Origin of the sequence: Glycomyces artemisiae, assembly GCF_003002955.1 — a bacterium.
Classification (GTDB): domain Bacteria; phylum Actinomycetota; class Actinomycetes; order Mycobacteriales; family Micromonosporaceae; genus Glycomyces; species Glycomyces artemisiae.
In genome coordinates this window covers 1-20899 of the sequence record NZ_PVTJ01000018.1, presented here as the reverse complement: position 1 = coordinate 20899, position 20899 = coordinate 1, and the positions used below count along the sequence as shown (strand labels likewise).

Annotated in this window: 21 protein-coding genes and 1 tRNA gene; 16 read left to right on the top strand and 6 right to left on the bottom strand. The window is 70.6% G+C overall.

Annotation, left to right across the window (positions count from 1 at the left end):
• Nucleotides 1-161: 161 nt before the first annotated feature.
• Complete coding sequence (locus B0I28_RS26590) at nt 162-1829, bottom strand: glucuronyl esterase domain-containing protein (protein ID WP_106366901.1); 1668 nt, start codon at nt 1827-1829, stop codon at nt 162-164.
• Between the two features lie 235 nt (nt 1830-2064).
• Between B0I28_RS26590 and B0I28_RS26585 the strand changes: the two genes are divergently transcribed.
• Together B0I28_RS26585 and B0I28_RS26580 are read left to right on the top strand one after the other, a co-directional pair.
• Nucleotides 2065-3516, top strand: coding sequence for a class II fumarate hydratase (locus B0I28_RS26585; RefSeq protein ID WP_106366900.1), 1452 nt, complete (start codon nt 2065-2067; stop codon nt 3514-3516).
• Nucleotides 3517-3585: 69 nt separating this feature from the next.
• Nucleotides 3586-4377, top strand: coding sequence for an SDR family oxidoreductase (locus B0I28_RS26580; protein ID WP_106366907.1), 792 nt, complete (start codon nt 3586-3588; stop codon nt 4375-4377).
• Here the strand turns inward: B0I28_RS26580 and B0I28_RS26575 are convergent.
• Complete coding sequence (locus tag B0I28_RS26575; protein ID WP_106366899.1) at nt 4353-4847, bottom strand: hypothetical protein; 495 nt, start codon at nt 4845-4847, stop codon at nt 4353-4355. The two genes, B0I28_RS26580 and B0I28_RS26575, sit on opposite strands and share 25 nt — an antisense overlap.
• 202 nt (nt 4848-5049) lie before the next feature.
• Between B0I28_RS26575 and B0I28_RS26570 the strand changes: the two genes are divergently transcribed.
• Both B0I28_RS26570 and B0I28_RS26565 read left to right on the top strand, forming a co-directional pair.
• Entirely contained in the window at nt 5050-6489 is a 1440-nt protein-coding gene (locus B0I28_RS26570; RefSeq protein ID WP_106366898.1) for an RICIN domain-containing protein, read from the top strand.
• A 114-nt stretch (nt 6490-6603) separates the two neighbouring features.
• Nucleotides 6604-7866: a cellulase-like family protein gene (locus B0I28_RS26565; protein ID WP_106366897.1), complete on the top strand. Its 1263-nt coding sequence runs from the start codon at nt 6604-6606 to the stop codon at nt 7864-7866.
• Nucleotides 7867-7923: 57 nt separating this feature from the next.
• On the opposite strand, the gene B0I28_RS26560 is transcribed toward B0I28_RS26565, so the two are convergent.
• Nucleotides 7924-7994, bottom strand: a tRNA-Gly gene (locus B0I28_RS26560).
• A 57-nt stretch (nt 7995-8051) separates the two neighbouring features.
• The gene (locus tag B0I28_RS26555) at nt 8052-8720 is read right to left on the bottom strand and encodes a ThuA domain-containing protein (protein ID WP_106366896.1); all 669 of its coding nucleotides are present in this window, start codon (nt 8718-8720) and stop codon (nt 8052-8054) included.
• 255 nt (nt 8721-8975) lie between these two features.
• Between B0I28_RS26555 and tig the strand changes: the two genes are divergently transcribed.
• From tig to B0I28_RS26510, 9 genes are all read left to right on the top strand, one after another.
• Nucleotides 8976-10388, top strand: a complete 1413-nt coding sequence (tig, locus tag B0I28_RS26550) for a trigger factor (protein WP_106366895.1) — start codon at nt 8976-8978, stop codon at nt 10386-10388.
• Between the two features lie 200 nt (nt 10389-10588).
• Nucleotides 10589-11818, top strand: a complete 1230-nt coding sequence (locus tag B0I28_RS26545; RefSeq protein WP_106366894.1) for a hypothetical protein — start codon at nt 10589-10591, stop codon at nt 11816-11818.
• Nucleotides 11815-13176, top strand: coding sequence for an ABC transporter substrate-binding protein (locus tag B0I28_RS26540; protein WP_106366893.1), 1362 nt, complete (start codon nt 11815-11817; stop codon nt 13174-13176). Before B0I28_RS26545 ends, B0I28_RS26540 begins: the two co-directional genes overlap by 4 nt.
• A gap of 1 nt (nt 13177) precedes the next feature.
• Entirely contained in the window at nt 13178-14047 is an 870-nt protein-coding gene (locus tag B0I28_RS26535; RefSeq protein WP_106366892.1) for a branched-chain amino acid ABC transporter permease, read from the top strand.
• A 1-nt stretch (nt 14048) separates the two neighbouring features.
• Nucleotides 14049-15080, top strand: a complete 1032-nt coding sequence (locus B0I28_RS26530; protein WP_106366891.1) for a branched-chain amino acid ABC transporter permease — start codon at nt 14049-14051, stop codon at nt 15078-15080.
• A complete protein-coding gene (locus B0I28_RS26525; RefSeq protein WP_181245992.1) occupies nt 15077-15949 on the top strand; it encodes an ABC transporter ATP-binding protein in 873 nt (290 codons plus the stop codon). Before B0I28_RS26530 ends, B0I28_RS26525 begins: the two co-directional genes overlap by 4 nt.
• On the top strand, nt 15936-16643 hold the full coding sequence (locus tag B0I28_RS26520; RefSeq protein WP_106366889.1) for an ABC transporter ATP-binding protein: 708 nt from the start codon (nt 15936-15938) through the stop codon (nt 16641-16643). Before B0I28_RS26525 ends, B0I28_RS26520 begins: the two co-directional genes overlap by 14 nt.
• A gap of 78 nt (nt 16644-16721) precedes the next feature.
• A complete protein-coding gene (locus tag B0I28_RS26515) occupies nt 16722-17198 on the top strand; it encodes a hypothetical protein (RefSeq protein ID WP_146148263.1) in 477 nt (158 codons plus the stop codon).
• 112 nt (nt 17199-17310) lie between these two features.
• Entirely contained in the window at nt 17311-18114 is an 804-nt protein-coding gene (locus B0I28_RS26510; protein ID WP_106366887.1) for a CPBP family glutamic-type intramembrane protease, read from the top strand.
• 98 nt (nt 18115-18212) lie between these two features.
• Here the strand turns inward: B0I28_RS26510 and B0I28_RS27560 are convergent, their stop codons facing one another.
• Nucleotides 18213-19037, bottom strand: coding sequence for an alpha/beta fold hydrolase (locus tag B0I28_RS27560; RefSeq protein ID WP_181245991.1), 825 nt, complete (start codon nt 19035-19037; stop codon nt 18213-18215).
• A gap of 123 nt (nt 19038-19160) precedes the next feature.
• Between B0I28_RS27560 and B0I28_RS27555 the strand changes: the two genes are divergently transcribed.
• The 3 genes from B0I28_RS27555 (at nt 19161) to B0I28_RS26500 (ending at nt 20746) form a co-directional block, all read left to right on the top strand.
• Nucleotides 19161-19325: a hypothetical protein gene (locus B0I28_RS27555; RefSeq protein WP_181245990.1), complete on the top strand. Its 165-nt coding sequence runs from the start codon at nt 19161-19163 to the stop codon at nt 19323-19325.
• A gap of 120 nt (nt 19326-19445) precedes the next feature.
• Nucleotides 19446-19787: an STAS domain-containing protein gene (locus B0I28_RS27550; protein WP_181245989.1), complete on the top strand. Its 342-nt coding sequence runs from the start codon at nt 19446-19448 to the stop codon at nt 19785-19787.
• A complete protein-coding gene (locus tag B0I28_RS26500) occupies nt 19784-20746 on the top strand; it encodes an anti-sigma factor RsbA family regulatory protein (RefSeq protein WP_106366885.1) in 963 nt (320 codons plus the stop codon). The genes B0I28_RS27550 and B0I28_RS26500 overlap by 4 nt, the downstream gene beginning before the upstream one ends.
• A gap of 5 nt (nt 20747-20751) precedes the next feature.
• On the opposite strand, the gene B0I28_RS26495 is transcribed toward B0I28_RS26500, so the two are convergent.
• The coding region (locus B0I28_RS26495) for a sigma factor-like helix-turn-helix DNA-binding protein (protein ID WP_342761243.1) at nt 20752-20899 on the bottom strand (148 nt) is incomplete at its 5' end.

Below are 20899 nucleotides of genomic sequence, written 5' to 3'. Positions count from 1 at the left end.
TCAACAATGCCCAGCGGGTACGACAACGGGAGCGGGGGAGGAGTTTTCGGGCAGCCCAAGTGGCGGGGCGCGGACGGGCGCCCCCGGATCAAGGGTGCCTCGTGGGTACGACAGTGCGGGCCGGGCGCCTTGCGTCCGGCCCGCACTCGGTGGGTGTCGGGTCAGGTGACCGTGCAGGTCACTGTCGGGGTGGTGCTGGTGCCGGAGGCGATGAAGCCCCAGGCGTTCTGGGTCTGGCCGCTGGCGATCGAGCCGTTCCAGCCGACGTCGTCAGCCGTAACGGTCGCTCCGGAGCTGGTGACCGTGGCGTTCCAGGAGCTGGTGATGCGCTGGCCTCCAGGCCAGGTCCAGGTCAGGCGCCAGCCGCTGATCGCGGCGCTGCCGGCGGTGACGTGGACGTTGCCCTGCCAGCCGCCGTTCCACGAGCTTGCTACCTCGACCCGGGCCGTGCAGCCGGAACCGGTCGGCGGCGGCGAGGTCGTCTCGGCCGGGCTCGTGGTCTCCGCCGGGGTCGTCGTCGACCCCGGATCGGCGCTGCCGAGCGTCGGGGTCGTCCAGTTCCGCCACTGGGAGAGGTTGGCGGACTTGCTGGGGTGCATGGTGATGACGCCCGGCGGGGTGCCCGAGCCCTTGAGGAAGGCGTTGATGGACTGCTGGAGCGGCGTGCGCCATTCGCTTCGCGTGGCGCAGTGGGTGCCGTCGGCGACATTCGAGTGGTACGAGAGGTTCGACCCAGCGCCGAGCGCCTTGTAGACCTCGGCGCCGCCGAGGGCCGCCACCGCGCCCGAGCGGGCGCCGAGCCATTCGACGTGGGGGTTGTCCATGATGAACAGGCCGCGCGGGGCGATCATCCCGACGATCTCGTGGGTGTCGACCGGGAGGCCCGCCGGGTTGCCCGTGTAGGCGCTGAACGCGTCGCCGAGCCACGGCTGCTCGCCGTAGGCGCTGCTCAGCGGCTGGGAACCGGACTCCTGCGCGATCGAGCGCATCGCGCCGACGCCGCCCGAGCCGGACTCGATGGGCATCGTCAGGTCGATGCGCTGGTCGAACGCCCCGGCGACGAACGCGCCCTTGCCGTACCGGGAGCACCCGGTGACGCCCGTGGAGCTGTTGAGGATCGACCCGCCCGACTGCTCGATGACGTCGATGATGCGGCTGACGCCCCACGCCTGCGCCATGAGCACGCCCGTGGAGCTCGTCGCGCCGTAGAGCGTGTAGAACGCGCCCTGCTTGTTGTTGCGCGGCGTGCCCTCGGCGCCGACTGCGCCCGGGTCGTAGTTGATCACCGCCGCGCCCGAGGCGAGGATCGTCTGCGTGTCGGCGCCGAAGCCGCCGTAGACGATCACGGCCGGGAACGGCCCGGAGCCGCTGGGGAGCTGCACCGAAGCGGAGAAGCCGGTGGAGCGGCCGTTGTCGCTGACGTTGACCGTGATCCGCGAGGAGGTCACCGTGCCCGTGACGGAGTCGGGCTGCGGCTTGTCGCCGTAGATCGTGCGCTCGGCGAGCTCCTTGATCTCGGAGCGGCGGCACTCCCACTGGTCGCGGGTGGTGATGCGGGTGCCGTCGAGCTTCGTGAACGGGTCGGGGAGCAGCGAGCTGGAGGCCCAGCTGCCGGGGATCGCGACGGCGCAGTCCGCGCCGTCCCATTCGGAGCGTGCCTGCACCTGCGCCTCCGCGCTGAACCGGGTCGAGAGCGCGAGCGCCGAGGCGAGGGCGATCGACGCGAGGGCGACGAGCGCGAACCGCAGCCCGCGGCGGTGCCGGGCGCGCTGATGGACGAGGGGATCGGGGGAGGGCGGGGCGCAGCCGGGCGCGATCGATGATGCCATGTGCCAGTCCTTGTCTGGTGGGGCGAGTCCATCATCGACGGTGCGGGGCGGCCCCGGACGGGCCGGCGTCAACGGTGAGACCGCTCGAACCGAAACTTCCAGTGGAACTTCCGTGAGGGTCATCACAGAATACATTGACCAACTTCGATACACAACGTCCGTCACCCGCTCCGCGGGGTAGGATCGGCACCCCGCGCGGGGCCCCGTGCGGCGACCCGTCCGCGCGAGGTGCACGATGCCGTTCCCCAAGGCCGACCACGATCTCCCCATCGGCACGGGCGCCGCGGGCGTCCGTATCGAGACCGACGCCATGGGGGAGGTCGAGGTCCCCGCCGAGCACTACTGGGGCGCCCAGACCCAGCGCGCGCTCCAGCACTTCGCGATCGGCGACGACCGCATGCCCGTCGGCCTCTACCGCGCCTACGGGATCGTCAAGCAGGCCGCCGCGCTCGTCAACGCCGAGGCCGGGCGCCTCGACCCGAACCTCGCCGCCGCGATCGTCCACGCCTGCGAAGAGGTCGCCGAAGGCTCCCTCGACGAGGAGTTCCCGCTGTACGTCTGGCAGTCCGGCTCCGGCACCCAGTCGAACATGAACGTCAACGAGGTCGTCGCCAACCGCGCCAGCCAGCTCCTCGGCGGGGGCCTGGGCCGCGACCGCATCGTCCACCCCAACGACCACGTCAACCTCGCGCAGTCCACGAACGACACCTTCCCGACCGCGATGCACGTCGCCACGCTCCTCGAAGTCCGCGACGGCACCCTCCCGCAGGTTCTCGCCCTCGCCGCCGCCATCGGCGACCGGGCCCGCCGCTGGGCCGAGGTCGTCAAGATCGGCCGCACCCACCTCCAGGACGCCACGCCGCTCACCGTCGGCCAGGAGTGGTCCGGTTGGGAGGCGCAGCTGCGCGACGCCGCCGCCCGCCTGGAGCAGTCCCTCACGGCCGTATGCGAACTCGCCGCGGGCGGCACCGCCGTCGGCACCGGCATCAACGCCCCCGAGGGCTTCGGCGAGGCCATCGCCGCGAAGCTCGCCGAACTCACCGGCCTGCCGCTCGTCACCGCCCCGAACAAGTTCGCCGCGCAAGGCTCCCTCGACGGCATGGTCGCCGTCAGCGCCGCGCTCCGCGGCGTCGCCGTGGCGCTCATGAAGGTCGCCAACGACATGCGCTGGCTCTCCTCCGGCCCCCGCGCGGGCCTGCACGAACTGCGCCTGCCCGAGAACGAACCCGGTTCCTCGATCATGCCCGGCAAGGTGAACCCGACCCAGCAGGAGGCCGCGGTCATGGTCGCCCTCCAGGTCATCGGCGAGGACTCCGTGGTCGCCGCCGCGGGCGCGCAGGGGAACTTCGAGCTGAACACGATGCGGCCCATCGTCATCCAGAACGTGCTCCACTCGGCGCGCATCCTCGGCGACGTGTGCGGGACGCTCCGCGTCCACTCCGTCGAGGGCATCGAGCTCGATGAGAAGGCCGTCGCCGACTACGTGGACCGCTCGCTCATGCTCGTCACCGCGCTCAGCCCGCACATCGGCTACGACAAGGCCGCCGCCATCGCCCACAAGGCCGACCACGAGGGCTCGACCCTCCGCGAGGCCGCCGTCGCGCTCGGCGTGGACGCCGCGGACTTCGACCGGATCGTCGACCCCGCGACCATGGTCGGCGACCCGCGCCGCGACTTCGGCCTCTGAACCCGGCCTCTGACCCTGGACTCCGAACCCGCCCTAGGCGACCGGCACGGCGGTAGAGTCGGCGCCATGATCGCGATCGACCTCGACGGCAGGACCGCACTCGTCACCGGCTCCACGCAGGGCATCGGGGAGGCCATCGCCAGGCAGCTCGCCCGCGCGGGCGCCCGCGTCGGCGTCAACGGCCGCAACCCCGCCACCGTCTCCGAAGCCGTCGAACGCCTCGCCGACGAGACCGGCGGCGACTACTTCGCGGCCCCCGGCGACCTCGCCACCGAGGACGGCGCCGCGAGCCTCGCCGAATCGCTCCCCGCCGTCGACGTCCTCGTCAACAACCTCGGGATCTTCGGCGCCCAGCCCGCCCTCGACATCACCGACGACGACTGGCGCCGCTACTGGGAAGTGAACGTGCTCTCCGCGGTGCGCCTCATCCGCACCTACCTGCCGGGCATGACCGACCGCGGCTGGGGCCGGGTCCTCAACATCGCCTCGGACTCCGCGATCGTCATTCCCGAGGAGATGATCCATTACGGCACCAGCAAGACCGCGCTCCTGGCCGTCTCCCGCGGCTTCGCGAAGACCGCCGCCGGAACCGGCGTCACCGTCAACGCCGTGATCGCCGGGCCCACCCACACCGGCGGCGTCGAGGACTTCGTGTACCAGCTCGTCGACAAGGACCTGCCGTGGGACGAGGCGCAGCGCGAGTTCATGCGCCTGCACCGGCCCCAGTCGCTCCTGCACCGGCTCATCGAGCCCGAGGAGATCGCGAACCTCACCGCCTACCTCGCCTCGCCGCTCGCCTCGGCGACGACCGGCGCGGCCGTCCGCGTCGACGGCGGCTACGTCGACTCGATCATTCCCTGAGGGGCGCACCAGGCTTCTGACGCGCGCGTCCACAAGAGCAGGATCACCGCGAGCGAGACGCCGAGGCCCGCCGTCGCCCCGAACCACGACGCGGCGTCCGCCGCCACGGTGAGTCCCGCGACCCGCGGGCCCTCGAACCCGGGCCCGCCGTACCACGACAGCAGGCCCAGCGCGATGGCCGCCGCTTCGAGGAGTCCCGCGAGCTTCCGCGCAGTGTTGCTGCGCCGCACGATCATCGCCGCGAGCGCGCCCCGGCACACCGCGAACGCCGCCGTGCCCGCCGCGAACCGGTACAGCGACGGCCCCGCCCCCGCGGGCACCGCCGTCCCGCCCGCCCGCAGCTGCGCGAGCGCCACCAAGGCGAACCCGAGCACGCACGCGCACAGCAGCCCCGCCCCGCACAGCCCCGACAAGGCGACCACCGCGGCGCGCGTCGATCCGGGCAGGTCGGCGAGAGAGGGCTCGTCCATGGGCGTCCTTCGGAGGAGAAGCGGGCGTTCCCTCAACCGTATAGCGCGCGCGAGCGTCGCCCCGGTGACGGCCTCCGCCGGGCTGCCGCCTTGCGCGTCCGCCCGTCAGTTATGTAAATTGATGAAAGTAAATACTCACGACCTTCGATTCCCGGCATGTCGCGGGCCGTGATCCCGACTCCGACAAGGAGAACCGTCAACCATGGCCTCAATCTCCGTGCGCTCGCGCCGCTCCGCGCTCGCACTGGTGGCACTCCTCGCCGCCGCCCTCGCGGCCGCGTCCCTCAGCTTCTGGCAGACCTCCAGGGCCGAAGCCTTCGAGACCGGCACCTGGTACAACCTCCAGTCCCGCAGCTCGGGTCTGGTGCTCGGCATCCGTGCGGCCTCGCTGGACAGCGGTGCCGAGCTCGTGCAGTGGTCTGCGAACGGTTCGCAGGACCAGCAGTTCCGCTTCACCGATGTGGGCGGCGGGTATTACAAGATCGAGGTCCGCCATTCGGGCAAGGTCCTCGATGTCGCCTCGGGCTCGACTGCGGATGGCGCCAAAGTTCAGCAGTGGGGCGATGCCGGAAGCGCGAACCAGCAGTGGCGGATCACCGAGTCCGGCGGGTACGCGACGTTCGTGAACCGCGCTTCGGGCAAGGCCCTCGATGTGTGGGAGTGGTCGACCGCCAACGGCGGCAGGATCTCCCAGTACACGGCCACCGGTGCCACCAACCAGCAGTTCACACTCATCCCCGTCGGCACCAGGCCCGCCAACGTCGACCGGCTCGAAGGCTTCGGGCAAGGGGTGACCGGCGGCCAGGGCGGCACCACCGTCACCGTCACCACCCAGGCCGACCTCGAACGCTACGCCGCCGCCTCCGGCGCCTACACCATCCGCGTCGCCGCGGCGATCACCATCAGCCCCAAGGGCAAGGAGATCCGGGTCGGCTCCAACAAGACCGTCATCGGCGTCGGCACCTCCGGCCAGATCGTCGGCGGCGGGTTCTTCCTCGGCACCGGCACGAACAACGTCATCATCCGCAACCTCACCATCCGCGACACCCTCATGGCCGACGACGACCCCGGCGACGACGCCTACGACTACGACGGCATCCAGATGGACACCGCCTCCAACGTCTGGATCGACCACAACCGCATCTACAACATGAACGACGGCCTCATCGACTCCCGCAAGGACACCACCAACCTCACGGTCTCCTGGAACGAGCTCGGCCCCGGCAACAAGTCCTTCGGCATCGGCTGGACCGAGAACGTCACCGCGCGGATCACCATCCACCACAACTGGATCCACGGCACGAGCCAGCGCAACCCCAGCACCGACAACGTCGCGCTGGCGCACCTCTACAACAACTACCTCCAGGACATCAGCGGCTACGGGAACTACTCCCGCGGCTCCACGAAGATGGTCCTGGAGAACTCGTACTTCGACAACGTGAACGACCCGTACTACCCGGACTCGACCGCGCAGCTGCGCCAGTCCGGCAGCATCTGCGTCGACTGCACCGGCGACCGCATCACCAGCGGCTCGGCGTTCAACCCGTCCGACTACTACTCGTACACCCTCGACAGCGCCGGCTCCCTGCCGACGCTGCTCGACACGTACGCGGGCCCGCAGTCCTGGCTCGGCGGCGTCTAGCACTCAAGGTCCCCGGAGGCCGCGCCTCCGGGGACCGCCCGCCGTCGATTCGTCCATGCGGTCCGCCGGAACGGCCATGGACGCCGACGTCACGGCCCCCGTACGGTTCACCCCATGCCGATTTCGTCCCGTTCAACCGAACGCCTCGCCATGACGCTCTGGGACTTCTCCTGGTACGTGCGCACCGGCCCCGGCGAGCCCTTCGAGGACCTCGACGCCGCCTTCGCCCGCGCCGTCGACCTCGGGTACAACGCCGTCCGGATCTGCGCGATGCCGTTCCTGCTGTTCAGGTCCGGCGTCGACACGCGCTCCTTGCGGCTCGAACCGCTCGGCGGCGACTACGGCTCGCGGGTCCGCTGGTACGACGTGCGCGAACCGACCGTGATCGACGCGAAGGCGCACCTGCTCGACTTCTTCCGGGCCGCCGACCGGCACGGCGTCAAGGTCATCGCCTCCTCGTGGGAGTACCAGCAGAGCCCGGCCTTCGCCGACGACCCGGCCTGGTACGAGGCCCTGCACGCCGTCGACCCCGAGGACCGGCTCACCGTCCTCGCGGAGGCCCAGGCCGACCTGGTCGATTTCCTCGGTGAGCACGGCCTCGCCCACGTCATCGCCTGCGTCGAGCCGCACAACGAGGTCCAGATCGGGCACCTCACCGCCGGTCTCCGGGGCGCCGAGGACGCGGTCGTGGAGCTCCAGGACCGCCTCGAACGCGGCATCGAGGCCTTCCTCGCCCGGCACCCCGACGTCCCCTGCGCCCCGAACTACGGCGGCGTGCCGATCGGCTCCCTGCGCGGCCTGCCCCGCAACGCGACCGCGCTCGGGTTCCACCCCTACGTCTACGGCGTCCTCGACGACCTCATCGACGAGTTCGGCCTCCGCCGCGCCCCCGCCGGGTTCCCGCAGGACGCGGCGAACGAGCGGCTCCTGCGCGCCGGCGCCCCGCCGATCGCCGAATGGGCCCTGCCCGAGTCGAGCGCCTGGAAACTCAAGGCCTCGATCATGCAGCCCGCCGAGATCTACGTCCACGACTGGTGCGACCCCGAGAAGTTCGACCGGTACCTCTACGAGGGCTACGGCGCGCACCGCATCGCCATGGCGAACCGCCTCCGCGACTGGATCGACGCCGCCGCCGACCACGCGAAGCGCCTCGGCATTCCCTGCTACTTCGGGGAGGGCTGGGTCGGCTACACGCCCCGCGACGGCCGCTTCGAGGAGGGCCCGGTCGGCGCCCAGATCTGCCGCGACGCCGTCGCGCACTCGGCCCGCGTCGGCGCATGGGGCACGATCGTGTGCTCCAACGCCGCCCCGCAGCATCCGATGTGGGCGGACGAGGCGATCCAGCGCGAATTGAACGCGGCCTTCTTGAACGGCTGAGCGAGACAGCGAACGACCCGGGCGCTGATCGGCGCCCGGGTCGTACTCGCATCTCTGAGCGGGTGACGGGAATCGAACCCGCGCAATCAGTTTGGAAGACTGAGACTCTACCATTGAGCTACACCCGCGCGTCCGCGCGAAGCGGAACGGCCACAAGTGTAGCGCATCCCCTCGCGTGGCTCGGATCACTCGCCGTGAACGACGCTCCGCAGCCCCCCGGTCAGGTGACCCAGGAACGCCGGGTCCTCGTACGCGGAGACGTCGTGGCCCAGCGCCGTGTAGAAGCACCGGCCCGCTTCGAGGCGGCGGTGCCACGCGAGCGGGTGCGGCGCCCCCATCGCGAGGTCGCCCGCCTCGTACGTCGACTCGTCGGCCTCCAGGAGCACTTCGACGTGCTCGGGCCGCGCGTCGAAGCTGTACCACTCGTCGGTCCACGCCCACCGCTTCGGCAGGTGCGCCGTCGACGGATGGTCCGCGGCGACCACGTCGATCTCTCCGGGGGTGCACCCGGGCGGGTGCCCGATGAACCGGGCGCCCACCAGCTCCTTGTAGAACGGCCAGGACCGCTCCGCGGTCGAGGCGCCGTGGACCCCCATCCAGCCCCCGCCGCCGGTCACGTAGTCGGCGAGCGCGGCCCGCTCCAGCTCCCCGAGGACGTCCCCTGAGGCCGACAGCCACACGACGGCCGCGAACTTCGCCAGCTCGACCGGGTCGTGGACGGCCGCGTCCTCGGTGTGCTCGACCTTCCCGCCCAGCTCGGCCGCGATCGCGCGCAGCGCGTCGACGCCCGCGGGGATGGAGTCGTGCCGGAATCCGGTCGTCTTCGTGAAGACCAGGAACGTAGGGGTATCCATGCTGCACTCCTCGGGAGAACGATTGCAGGCCGTAGTCTAGGCGATCTCGGCCTCCTGCGCCCGGGGCGGCCGCGCCGCAGCTCAACAGTGACGCGCGGCGATATCGACCACACCCGGCGGGGCCGCGACCCCCCGACGACCTAGACTCGATCGGAGCGGGGGTTCGTGCAGCGCTGGCGGCGGCCCACAGGCCCGGATCAGGCATCCCGGCCGACGCGAAAGCAATTGAGCGAAATCTGATCGAGGAGTACGTCTGTGAAGAGCACTGTCGAGACCCTGAGCCCGACCAGGGTGCGGCTGTCGGTCGAGGTGCCGTTCGAGGAGCTGGCGCCGTACATCAACGAGGCGTACAAGAGCGTCGGGCAGCAGATCCGGGTCCCCGGCTTCCGTCCGGGCAAGGCGCCCCGCCAGGTGATCGACCAGCGTATCGGCCGCGACTCGGTCTACGCCCAGGCGATGGACCCGGCCGTGCAGGCGAACCTGAACAAGGCCGTCACCGAGAACGAGGTGAACGCGCTGGGCCGCCCGGAGCTGACCGAGGTGAAGCCCATCGAGGAGGGCAAGCCCTTCGAGTTCACCGTCGAGACCGACGTCACCCCCAAGTTCGAGCTCCCCGACTTCGCCTCCCTGAAGGTGACCGTCGAGGCCGGCGACGTGACCGAGGAGGACGTGGACAAGGACCTGGAGTCCCAGCGCCTGCGCTTCTCCTCGCTCAAGGCCGTCGAGCGCCCCGCCGCGGACGGCGACTTCGTGCAGATCGACCTGCGCGCCACCCAGAACGGTGAAGAGGTCGAGGGCGGCTCCGTCACCGGCATGAGCCACGAGGTCGGCTCGGGCAACCTGCTCGACGGCCTCGACGAGGCCCTGGTGGGCATGTCCGCGGGCGATGAGAAGACCATCGAGTCGACCCTCGCCGGCGAGCAGGAGGGCGAGAACGCCCAGGTCGAGGTCAAGGTCACCCAGGTCAAGGAGCGCGAGCTCCCCGACCTCGACGACGACTTCGCCGAGATGGCCAGCCCGTACGACACGCTTGAGGAGCTTCGCACCGCGACCCGCGAGCGCCTGGAGAACCAGGGCAGGACCGCGAAGGCCAACGAGGCCCGCACGAAGACCCTTGAGGCCCTCATCGAGGCCGTCGAGCTGCCGCTGCCGGAGAAGACGGTCACCGACGAGGTCGAGCACACCCGCGGGCACCTGCTTGAGCAGGTCCAGCAGGTCGCGGGCGGCTTCGAGGAGTACCTCCAGATGGTCGGCAAGTCCGCCGAGGAGTTCGACCAGGAGCTGCGCGACGACGTCGAGTCGAACCTGCGCCAGTCGATCGTCCTGGGTCAGATCGCGCGCGAGCGCGAGCTGGAGGTCTCGGGCGAGCTCATGACCGCCGAGGTCGTGCGCCAGGCCCAGCAGCGCGGCGTCCCGCAGGACCAGTTCCAGCGCTTCGTCGACGAGCTGCGCACCAACGGCGGCCTCCAGCAGATCGCCGCCTCGCTGCGCCAGCAGCTGGCCCTCGAAGAGGTCGTGAAGGAGGCGTCGGTCGTCGACGCGTCCGGCACCGAGCTCAGCGAGGAGGACCTGTTCCCGGGCCGCGCCGCCGCCGAGGCCGAGGCCGCCGGTGACGACGAGGGCGACTCGGACGAGTCCGAGGACCGCGACGCCGAGGACCGCAACTAGCAGCACCTCCGCACCAGATTCACTTGGGGCCCAACGCGAAAGCGTTGGGCCCCTTGTCCTTTTCAGATGATTGGACGGGCTTGGTCAGGGTCTGGCCTGAATTTTTTGCTACTCGCGGGTAGAGACGGTCGTCACTTTCGCCTATGGTGTGTATCTAACCTCTTCGATGCAACGACGCAACGTCCCTGGGAGTGCCCCCCATGATCCCCACCCGATCTGGTCCCACCGCAGGTAAGACCGGCGCGGCCCTGCTCGCGGCCGCCCTCCTCGCCTGGCCCGCCCCGGCCGCCGCGCAGGAGGACGCCGGAGGCGAGGACCTCCAGTTCGATTACGGAGCCGACGCCGCCTCCTGGTACTGGACCCGCCAGATCGACCAGACCCTCGAACTCGGCCCGCTCGCCCAGCAGGTCGAACTCCCGAACCCCCAGGCCGCCACCACGATGCCGGTGGCCGTCGAACTCGGCGAGAACACCAAGGTCTCGGCCCTCTCATTCAACCTCGCCGAGCGCGGCGTCCCCGAAGGCTCCGAGGTCACCTCGTTCACCCTCACCGTCGCCGAAGGCAACGACGCGGGCGACGCTCCCACCTTCAACCCCCTCTCGAAGCTCATCCAGGCCTGCCCCATCACCGAGGCCTGGTCCGCCGGCGAGGCCGAGATGTGGGACGTGCAGCCGCCCGTCGGCGACGGCTGCGTCGAAGGCGTGCGCGAGGAGCCCGACCCCGACGCGGTCGCCGAGGCCGAGGACCTCCTCGCCGCCGCCCAGGAGGCCGCCGAGAACGGCGGCGAGAGCCCCGAGGTCGTCGAGGTCCCGCTCCCCACCTGGACGTTCGACCTCACCGCCATGGCGAAGGACTGGGGCCAGGACCCGTTCGCGAACTACGGCGTCATGTTCATGCCCGTCATGGACGACGCCACCCCGGTCGACACGTGGCAGGTCAACCTCAAGCTCCCGCTGCGCGACGACACCGAGACCCCGATCGACGAGTACGAGGCCACGGCCTACCGCCTCGGCGCGGCCTTCTCCTACATCCCCGGCACGCCCGAGGACGACGGCGCGGCCGGCCCGGGCACCGACGGTTCAGGCACGACCGGCGGCGGGTCCTCCGGCGGCGGAGGCGGCTCCGGGGGAGGCGGCGGCGAGGGCGCCGAGGAGTCCCCGACCGAGGAGGCCACCTCCGCGGAGGAGATGGCCCCGGCCGCGTACGAGCCCTTCGAGCCCGTCGCACCCTGGTACGTGTGGACGCTCATCCCCGCGGGCCTCGTCGCCGCGTACCTGCTGTACGCCGTCATGGGCGCCTCCGGCGCCGCCGCGGGCGGCAGCGGCGCGATCGACCGCATCCGCGCCCACAACCTCGACCGCCGCGGCTGGGCCCTGCCCGTCCCCGCGGGCCTGTGGCAGCGCCTCACCGGGCGGGGTGAGCGCCCATGAGCCGCAAGCGCATCGCCATGGCCCTGGCGGCCGCCGCACTCCTGGCCCTGCCCGCGTGCGGCCAGTACGACGGCGTCCACGACGACTTCGTCGAGGCGGGCGGCGAGAACCCCGGCCTCGGCGGCGAGGACGGCACCGGCGCCGACGGGACCGACTCGTCCGGCGACGGCTCGGGCGGCGGCACCGGCGGCGAGACCGACGACGGCGGGGGAGGCGGCGGTGGCGGCGGCGGGAACGACAACGGGAACGCCGGGAACGGCGACACCACCGGCGTCACCGACTCGACCATCACCATCGGCATCCACGCGCCCCTGACCGGCGCGGCCCCGCTGCGCCAGGACTCCTTCGAGACCGGCAAGGACCTGTACTGGCAGTACGGGAACGGCGGGCAGCCCGTGGAGATCTTCGGCCGCACCGTCGAGACCGTGTTCGCCGACGACCAGTACCGGCCCTCCACGGCCCGGCAGGTCTGCCAGACCATGGCCGAGGAGCAGAAGGCGTTCGCGCTCATCGGCGCGGGCGGCACCGACCAGATCCAGGCGTGCGCCCAGTACGCCGCGAGCGAGGACGTGCCGTACCTGTCGACCGGGGTCACCGAGACCGGCATGGGCTCCCTCGACACCTACTTCGCGGCGTCGATGACCTACCACCAGCAGACCCCGATGCTCGCCGAGTACATCAAGAACGAGCTGGGCGTGACCGACCCGTCCCGGGTCGCCGCGGTCGTCACGAACACCCCGAACTTCGACGACGCCGTCGAGGGCTTCACCGACGCGTTCGGCGACGTGGACGTCTTCCGCCCCGACAAGAACGAGCGCGGCTCCTCCGCGGCAGGGAACCTCTGCACCGGCACCGTCGGCAACTACGACGCGGTCTTCGTCCTCACCAGCCCCACGTTCTACCTGGAGATGGCCGCCGCCTCCGGCTGCCGCCCCCAGTTCGTGGGCGTCGGCGTCTCCATGGGTCTCGACCAGGTCGCCTCGACCGGTTGCAGCGCAGCCAGTTCCACCGAGGGCGCCCGGTTCTTCAACCCGACCCCGGCGTTCGCCGACGCGGGCGAGTACGACCCCGACTTCCTCGCCGCGGTCGACGCGGCCGGGATCGAGGCCGACGACGTCACGTGGATGATGTGGGGCCAGTCGAAGGTCCTGCACCAGATGCTGGAGAAAGCCGGGGAGAACCTCGACCGAGGCGCCTTCCTCGACGCCGTGGCCGGTTCGAGCTTCTCGACGGGGGTGTTCCCCGATCTGAACTACAAGAACGGGCCCTTCGGCGCCACGCAGGTGAGCGTCCTGCGCAACGTCTGCGACGGCGGCGGCCATTACGAGACCGACTTCGCGTTCGTGGACGGGTTCTGAGATGGGCGCCTTCTTCGCACTGGGGATCTTCCAGGGCGCGGTCTACGGGCTGCTCGCCGTGGGCATCGTCCTCGTCTACAAGGCCAAGCGGGTCTTCAACTTCGCGCAGGGCGAGTTCGGCGGCGTCGCCGCCTTCGCGGCCTTCTACCTCGTGGTGAACCTCGGCCTGCCCTACTGGACCGGCATCCTCGGCGGCCTCGCCGCCGCGGTCGCCATGGGGCTCGCCGTCGAACGGGTCATCGTGCGGCCCTTGGAATCCGCGTCCCGCACGATCATGCTCGTCGCCCTCGTCGGCGTCGCGCTCTTCACGATCGCGATCATCGTCCTGCTCGGCCAGCCCGTCCCGCGCGTCATGCCGCCGCTCGTGGAAGGCTCCGGCGTCAACATCCTCGGCGCCGGCATCCTGCCGCAGCAGCTCATCCTCCTCGCCGTCCTCGCCGTGCTCGCGGCCGCCATGGCCTGGTTCTTCAAGACCGACCTCGGCCTCGCCGTCCTCGCGTCCTCACAGGACACCCGTGCGGCGCAAGTGGTCGGCATCAGCCCCGTCGCGATCTCGCGGCTCGTGTGGGGCATGGCCGCGCTCCTCGGCGGCATCGCCGGGCTCCTGTACGCGCCCGTCGGCATCTTCACGCCCGGGTTCATGACCCTCACGATGCTCGTGCCCGCCTTCGCCGCCGCGGTCCTCGGCGGCATGACGAGCCTCCCCGGCGCGTTCGTCGGCGGCATCGCCATCGGCGTCGTCCAGAACCTCGGCATCTACCTCCTCGGACAGCAGCTCAAGGTCCCCGGCGCCGCCGAACTCGGCGTCTTCGCGCTCCTCATGCTCGTCCTCCTCATCCGCCCGCAGGGCCTCCTCGGGAAGGAGGCCTGACATGGCGACCGCCACGATGACCTTCGGCCGCATCAAGGTCGCGCGCCGCTTCGGCCTGGCGCTGCGCGTCGCCGTCGTCCTCGCGCTCCTCGTCCTCGCCGCGCTCCCGCTGCTCCTCGGCGGCGACGTGTGGGCCCAGCGCATCAGCCGCGCCGCGATCTACGCGATCATCGGCCTCTCCATCAACACCCTCACCGGGCACGCCGGGCAGATCTCCCTGGGGCACCAGGCGTTCGTCGGCATCGGCGCGTTCGCCGCGGCCTTCATGGCGTCGCGCCTCGGCGCGCCCCTCGGCTTCGGCCTCGCCGCCGGGGCCCTCGCCGGGATGGCCACCGCCGCGATCGTCGGCATGGTCGCCCTGCGCGTCACCGGCCTCTACCTCGCCCTCGTCACCCTCGCGTTCGGCCTCACCGCCGAGACCACGATCTTCAACTGGCGCGAGTTCACCGGCGGCGGCGCAGGCGCGTTCGCGCCCCGGCCCGCGCTCGTGTCCTCCGACCACGCGTTCGCGCTCCTGTGCCTCGGCGTCCTCGCGCTCGTCCTCTACGCCGACTGGCGCCTGGTCTCCACGAAAGCTGGCCGCGCCCTCGCGGCCGTCCGCAACGACGAGCGCATCGCCTCCACCCTCGGCATCAACGTCACCGGCTACAAGCTCGCCGCGTTCAGCCTCTCCGGCCTCGCCGCGGGCCTCGCGGGCGGCCTGTTCGCCCACTGGAACCAGGTCGTGCAGGCCATGGACTTCGAGTTCCAGGTGGCCCTGGTGTGGGTCCTCATGACCGTCGTCGGCGGCCTGCGCTCGCGACTCGGGGTGATCCTCGCGTCGGCGTTCTTCGCGCTCCTGCCGCTGACGCTCCCGAACTTCCTCGCCGGGCTCCCGTGGCAGCCGCCGTTCCTCAACGAGGCGGTCTACCACGTGCTGCCGCCGTTCATCGTCGTCGTGATGCTCCTGATCGTCCTCCGGTTCTTCCCCGGCGGCCTCGGCCAGCTCCTCAGACCCGCCACGCGCTGGCTCACGAAGGGAGGCGACCGGTGAAGCAGCTCCTCAAAGTGGACGGACTCCACCTGCGCTTCGGCGGCCTGCAAGTCCTGAACGACCTGTCGCTCACCGTGCGCGAAGGCCAGATCGTGGGGCTCATCGGCCCCAACGGCGCGGGCAAGACCTCGTGCTTCAACTGCCTCACCGGGATCTACCAGCCCCAGGGCGGCCGCGTGTACTTCGACGGGCGCGACGTCTCGCACCTGCCCACCCACCGCCGCGCCCGCCGCGGCATGGCCCGCACCTGGCAGAACCTCGGCGTCATCGACTCCCTCACCGTCACCGAGAACGTCATGCTCGCCCAGCACCAGCGCGCCGGGTACTCCGCGCTCGCGGGGATGCTCGGCCTCGCCGGGACCTGGCACCGCGAGCGCGAGCTGCGCCGCGACGCCGCCGAGATCATCGAGTACTTCGGCCTCGACGGCGTCGCCGACGAGCGCGCCGGCGAGCTCCCGTACGGCGTGCGCAAGACCTGCGACATGGCGATGGCCCTCGCGACCGACCCGAGGCTCCTCATGCTCGACGAGCCCGCCTCGGGTCTCAGCCCCGAAGAGGCCCTGGGCCTCTCGACCACGCTGCGCGAGCTGCGGGACCGCCTGCGGCTCACCATCCTCATGATCGAGCACCACGTGCCGCTCGTCGCCGAGGTCTGCGACTACGTCTACGTGCTCAACTTCGGCGAGCTCCTCACCGAAGGCGAGCCGGAAGCGATCCAGCGCCACCCCGAGGTGATCGCCGCCTACCTCGGCGGCACCGCTGAAAGCCCTGCCGAACCCGAAGCGGCGGACGACGACACGGTCCAGTTCGCCTCCGAGCCCCCCGAATGGCCCCTGATGGCGGAAGGCAAGTCCAATGGCACTGCTTGAGGTCGAGAACCTGCGCGCCGGGTACGGCTCCGTCCCGGTCCTCCACGGCGTCGACCTCGCCGTCGAGGAGGGCTCCAACGCGGTCCTCCTGGGGCTCAACGGCGCCGGGAAGTCCACCACCCTCATGACCCTCGCCGGGCTCCTCCCCGTCACGGGCGGCGAGATCCGCTACGACGGCGAGGTCCTCAAGGGGCCCCCGGGCGCGCGGGTGCGGGCCGGCATCGTCCTCGTCCCCGAAGGGCGCCATGTCTTCCCGGCGCTCACCGTCAAGCAGAACCTGCGCCTGGGCGCGTGGACGATCCGCCGGGACGCCCGCCGTCTGCGCGGGAACCTCCGCGAGGTCTACGCGATCTTCCCGCGCCTCGAAGAGCGCGCCGACCAGCTCGCCGGGACCCTCTCCGGCGGCGAGCAGCAGATGCTCGCCATCGGCCGCGGCATGATGTCCTCCCCGCGCCTGCTCCTCATCGACGAGGCCTCGCTCGGCCTGTCGCCCAAGCTCACCGAGCAGGTCTTCGCCGCCGTCAAGCTCATCAACCAGCGCGGCACCACCGTCCTCATGGTCGAGCAGAACGCCGGCGTCCTCGCCCAGGCCGACACCGCCTTCGTCATGCAGCAGGGCCGCATCACCGTCTCCGGCTCCGGCGCCGACACCCTGGGCGACGAGGCCGTCAAAGCCGCCTACTTCGGCACCTGAGTCTCACCGTTCCTCTTGTGCGGCAACGAGTTTCATGATTGCATGTTCCGATCCGCACGCATAGAACGGACGCCTCTCATGAGAACGATCTGCAATAGACTCGGCCGAACCTCAAGGCGCGCAGCGATCCTGATCGCCGCCGTCGCGGTCACGATGCTCGCACTGCCGTCGGCCGCGATGGCCGAGGACAACTACTTCAACTGGTGTACGCGCGCCGACACCTCCTGCCAGACCGGCGTGGAAGTGGGCCTCGTCGAAGGCGAGTGCATGACGGCCCCGGCCGCCTACCACAAGACGCAGGTCTGCATCAAGTACGACGGCGACTACGTCTACGTCTACGACGGCCAGGCCGACGGCTACGCCGCCATGGCCGAGATCGGCAACGACAACGGCAGCATCAACTCGCGCCTGTGCCGCAACAACAAGGGCTACGGCACCTGGGTGAGGTGCAACTTCGACTGGGCCGAAGCCGGCGAGCACCGCGCCTGGGGCGGCTACAAGATCAGCACCATGGAGATGCCCACCGAGTTCCTGTGGGCCTGGAACGGCAAGTAACCCCAGCTGAACCGGTCCGGGCCGCGTCCCGTCAGTCCCGCTGACAGGGCGCGGCCCGCGGTGTCACCGCTGTGTCAGTGCCGTGTCAGCGCCGCCCCCGAACATTCCTGTCATGAACGAAACGCACAGCGCGGCCACCGCGCAGCAGCCCACCGGCTTCGTCGCGAAGCTCCTCGCCGACAAGCACTCCGTCCCGCTCTCCATCGCCCTCCACCTCGTCCCCGGCGCCCTCATCGTCGCCGCCTACGCCTGGATCGGCGCCCCGATCACCCGGGCCGTCGGGCTCCCGATCTTCGGGGCCTGGGCCATCGGCCTCATGGTCGTGCTCTTCCCGCTCTGGTTCGGCCTGTTCTGGCTGGGCAAGAAGAAGACCGGCAAGTACACGATGCGCGGCGGCGTGGTCCGCTACCGCGACAAGCCGTTCTCCCGCGGCAAGATCACCCTGATCGGCATCGGGTTCCTGCTGTACATGACGGTGGTGTCGCTCTCGCTCGCACCGCTCGACACCTGGACGTACGACACCTTCTTCACCTGGGTGACCTTCGAGGGCTCCGGCAGCTCCGGCACCAGCTACCTCGACGCCTACCCGACCTCGACCATCGTCGTCACCATGCTCATCTTCGGGGGCTTCACCGGTTTCCTCCTGCCGCTCATCGAGGAGTACTACTTCCGGGGCTTCCTGCTGCCGCGCCTCCCGCAGCTCGGCCGCTGGGCGCCGCTGTTCAACACGGTCCTGTTCTCGATCTACCACTTCTGGGCGATCTGGACGGTCCCGTCGAAGATCATCTTCCTCCTCCCGGGCATCTTCTTCGTCTGGTGGAAGAAGGACATCCGCGCCTCCATCTGGATGCACCCGGGCTCGGCCCTCCTCATGACCGTCGTCGGCGTCACCCTCTACGCCCTCGGATACATGTAGACCCGCACGATGGAAGCGGTGCCCTCCCGACAGGGAGGGCACCGCTTGCGTTTCGCTGCGGCAGCGCCTGTTCGGGCGGGAAGAATCCGAACGGTTGCTCATCCGGCCGCGGTGCGGTCGAAGAACGGCAGCACGAGCGCGGCCAGCTCGTCCGGCGTCGTGTACGTCGCGTCGTGCGGCGCCCCGGGAACGACCGCGGTGTCGGCCTGCGGCAGCAGCCGGTCGAGCTCGCGAATCCACCGCTGCGAGGCCACTGCCTCCTTCGCGCCGCGCGTGATGAGGACCGGCGCCCGCACGTTCGGCAGGCGCAGGTCGATCTGGTCGTCGAGTGCGATGTCGAAGGTCCGCCACGCGCGCCGCAGACCGGCGTCGGCGAGGTCGCGCAGGATCACCGGCAGCTGCCCGGGATCCTCGGAGGGAAGGCCTCGCAGCCAGTGCCAGGTCTGCCGCAGCTTCGTGGGGTAGGCGGGGTCCATGGTCGGCCCCACCAGCACCAGGCTCCGCACGAGCGCCGGGTGCTCTTCGGCCAGGGCGGTCGCGACCTGCGCGCCGAAGGAGTTTCCGAGGACGGCGACCGGCCCTTCCTCGACCGTATTCAGCCACACCGCGATCCACTTCGCCAGGGCCGACACGTCCGCGGGGGCGTCCGGTGCGCCGCTGAGCCCGAATCCGGGCATGTCCAGCGCCCGCACCGGGAACCGCTCGGCCAGCCGCGCCGCCAGCGGCATGAGGTACCGGTGCGAGACGGCCATCCCGTGGACCAGCAGCACCGGTGTCCCCGGCGGGTCCTCGCGGGTCGCCCGCCAGTGCAGGCGCACGCCGTCGACGCGGGCGAAGCGGCTCTCGAACTGCGCGTCCGGCCGCGGCGCGGCGGCCGCCAGTCGATGGCGCTCGCGCATGCGCCGCCAGTTCCAGTCCCGCATCTCACCCCCCACTTCCGCGACAACGAGGGTACCGCCGCCCGCATGCGGAGCGGCCCCGGGTTTCGTCTCCGTCGCCCCGGGAACGCTGAAGGGAAGCCAGCACGGCGGAAGGAGCGATTCGACATGATGATGCCGATCATCAGGGGTCTGGCATGGACCATCGGGCTGGCGGTGGCCAGGGCCCTGCTCGACTACGCCCTCGACCACCACGCCCAGAAGCGGGCGGAGCGACGGTCGGAGCAGCGACTCGAATCTGAGCACGGCAAGACCCGGCTCCGCCGAGGCTGAGCGCCCGGCCGCACTCCCGACCAGTGAGCGGCGCCGCGACTCCGAATGGGTTCCCGACCGGCGGTGATAGCATTCCTCAGCTTCATCGTCCGGAGTATCAGGAACCCATTGGGAGGTGTCGTGACGGCAGAACCCGCGGTCGACACCTGGCCGTTGCGGATCGAAGAGTGTGAATGCCATGCGGGCGGTATCGCCATCTTCGGTGAGATAGATTTGAACGGCCACGCCCAATGGGAGCATGCGTTGCGGCTGTCCATCGGCATCACGCGCGAGACCCATGTGCACCTTGCCGGGCTCAGATTCATCGACGTTCGAGGAGTCGCCATGCTCGTGAACATCGCGGACGAACTGAGCGGCGGGAAGCGCGTCGTCGTGCACGATGCGCCGCCCGGACTGCACCGCGTCATGGAGGTCCTCTGGTCCGATTCGGGAGCCGCGATCGAGATCGAGGGCCGGCAATGACCGCGATCGCCGCAGAAGGCTCCCCGGCGATCCAGGACGGCTTCGAGCACCCGGCCCTGTTCTACGCCGGCCGCAGCGAGTACCTCGAAGGCACCGTGCCGTTCATCGAGGACGGTCTCAGCGCCGATGAGCCCGTCGCCGCCGCCGTCCCGCGGCACAACCTCGACTCCCTGCGCCGCGCCCTCGGCTCCGCCGCCGACCGGGTGATGCTCGTCGACATGGCCGACGCGGGCGCCAACCCCGGCCGCATCATCCCGGGCGTCCTGCGCTCCTTCGTCGACGCCAACAAGGGCAGCCGCCGGATCCGCATCATCGGGGAGCCGATCTGGCCCGGCCGCAGCGAACTCGAGTACCCGGCGTGCGTGCAGCACGAGGCCCTGCTCAACCTCGCCTTCGACGGCCGCCCGGTCACCAAGCTGTGCCCCTACGACACCGACGGATTGAGCGCGCAGGCCATCGCAGACGCCTGCGCCACACACCCGCTCCTCATCGACCGCACCGGCCGCCACCCGAGCGAGCGGTACGACCCCGACCGCATCCTCGACGCCTACAACCTGCCGCTGGACCCGGCGCCGAAATACGCCGTCGAGCGCAGCGCCGACAGCTCCACACTGGACAACGCACGGTGGTTCGTCACCTCGTACGCGCGCGCCGCCGGGATGACCGGCCTTCAGCTCGTCGACCTCGAAATCGTCATCACCGAGCTGCTCGCCAACAGCATCCGGCACGGCGGCGGCACCGGCGCGTTCCGGATCTGGACCGAGCCCTCGCATTTGGTCTGCGAGGTCAGCGACGCCGGCCATATCACCGACCCGCTCGCGGGCCGGATGCCGACCGACGAGACCCAGTTCCACGGCAGAGGGCTGGTGTTCGTGAACCAGATCGTCGATCTGCTCCGCGTCCACACCAGCCCTCGCGGGACCACCGTCCGCTGCTACCTGCGGCTGCCCGCCGCCTGAGGCGCTCAGGTCTCCATGGTCTCGGCGAGTTCCTCTCTGAGTCCGCCGAGGGTGCGGTTCAGCAGTCGGGAGACGTGCATCTGCGAGATGCCGACCTCGTGGGCGATCTGCGTCTGGGTCATGTCGCCGAAGTAGCGCAGGGCCAGGATCTTG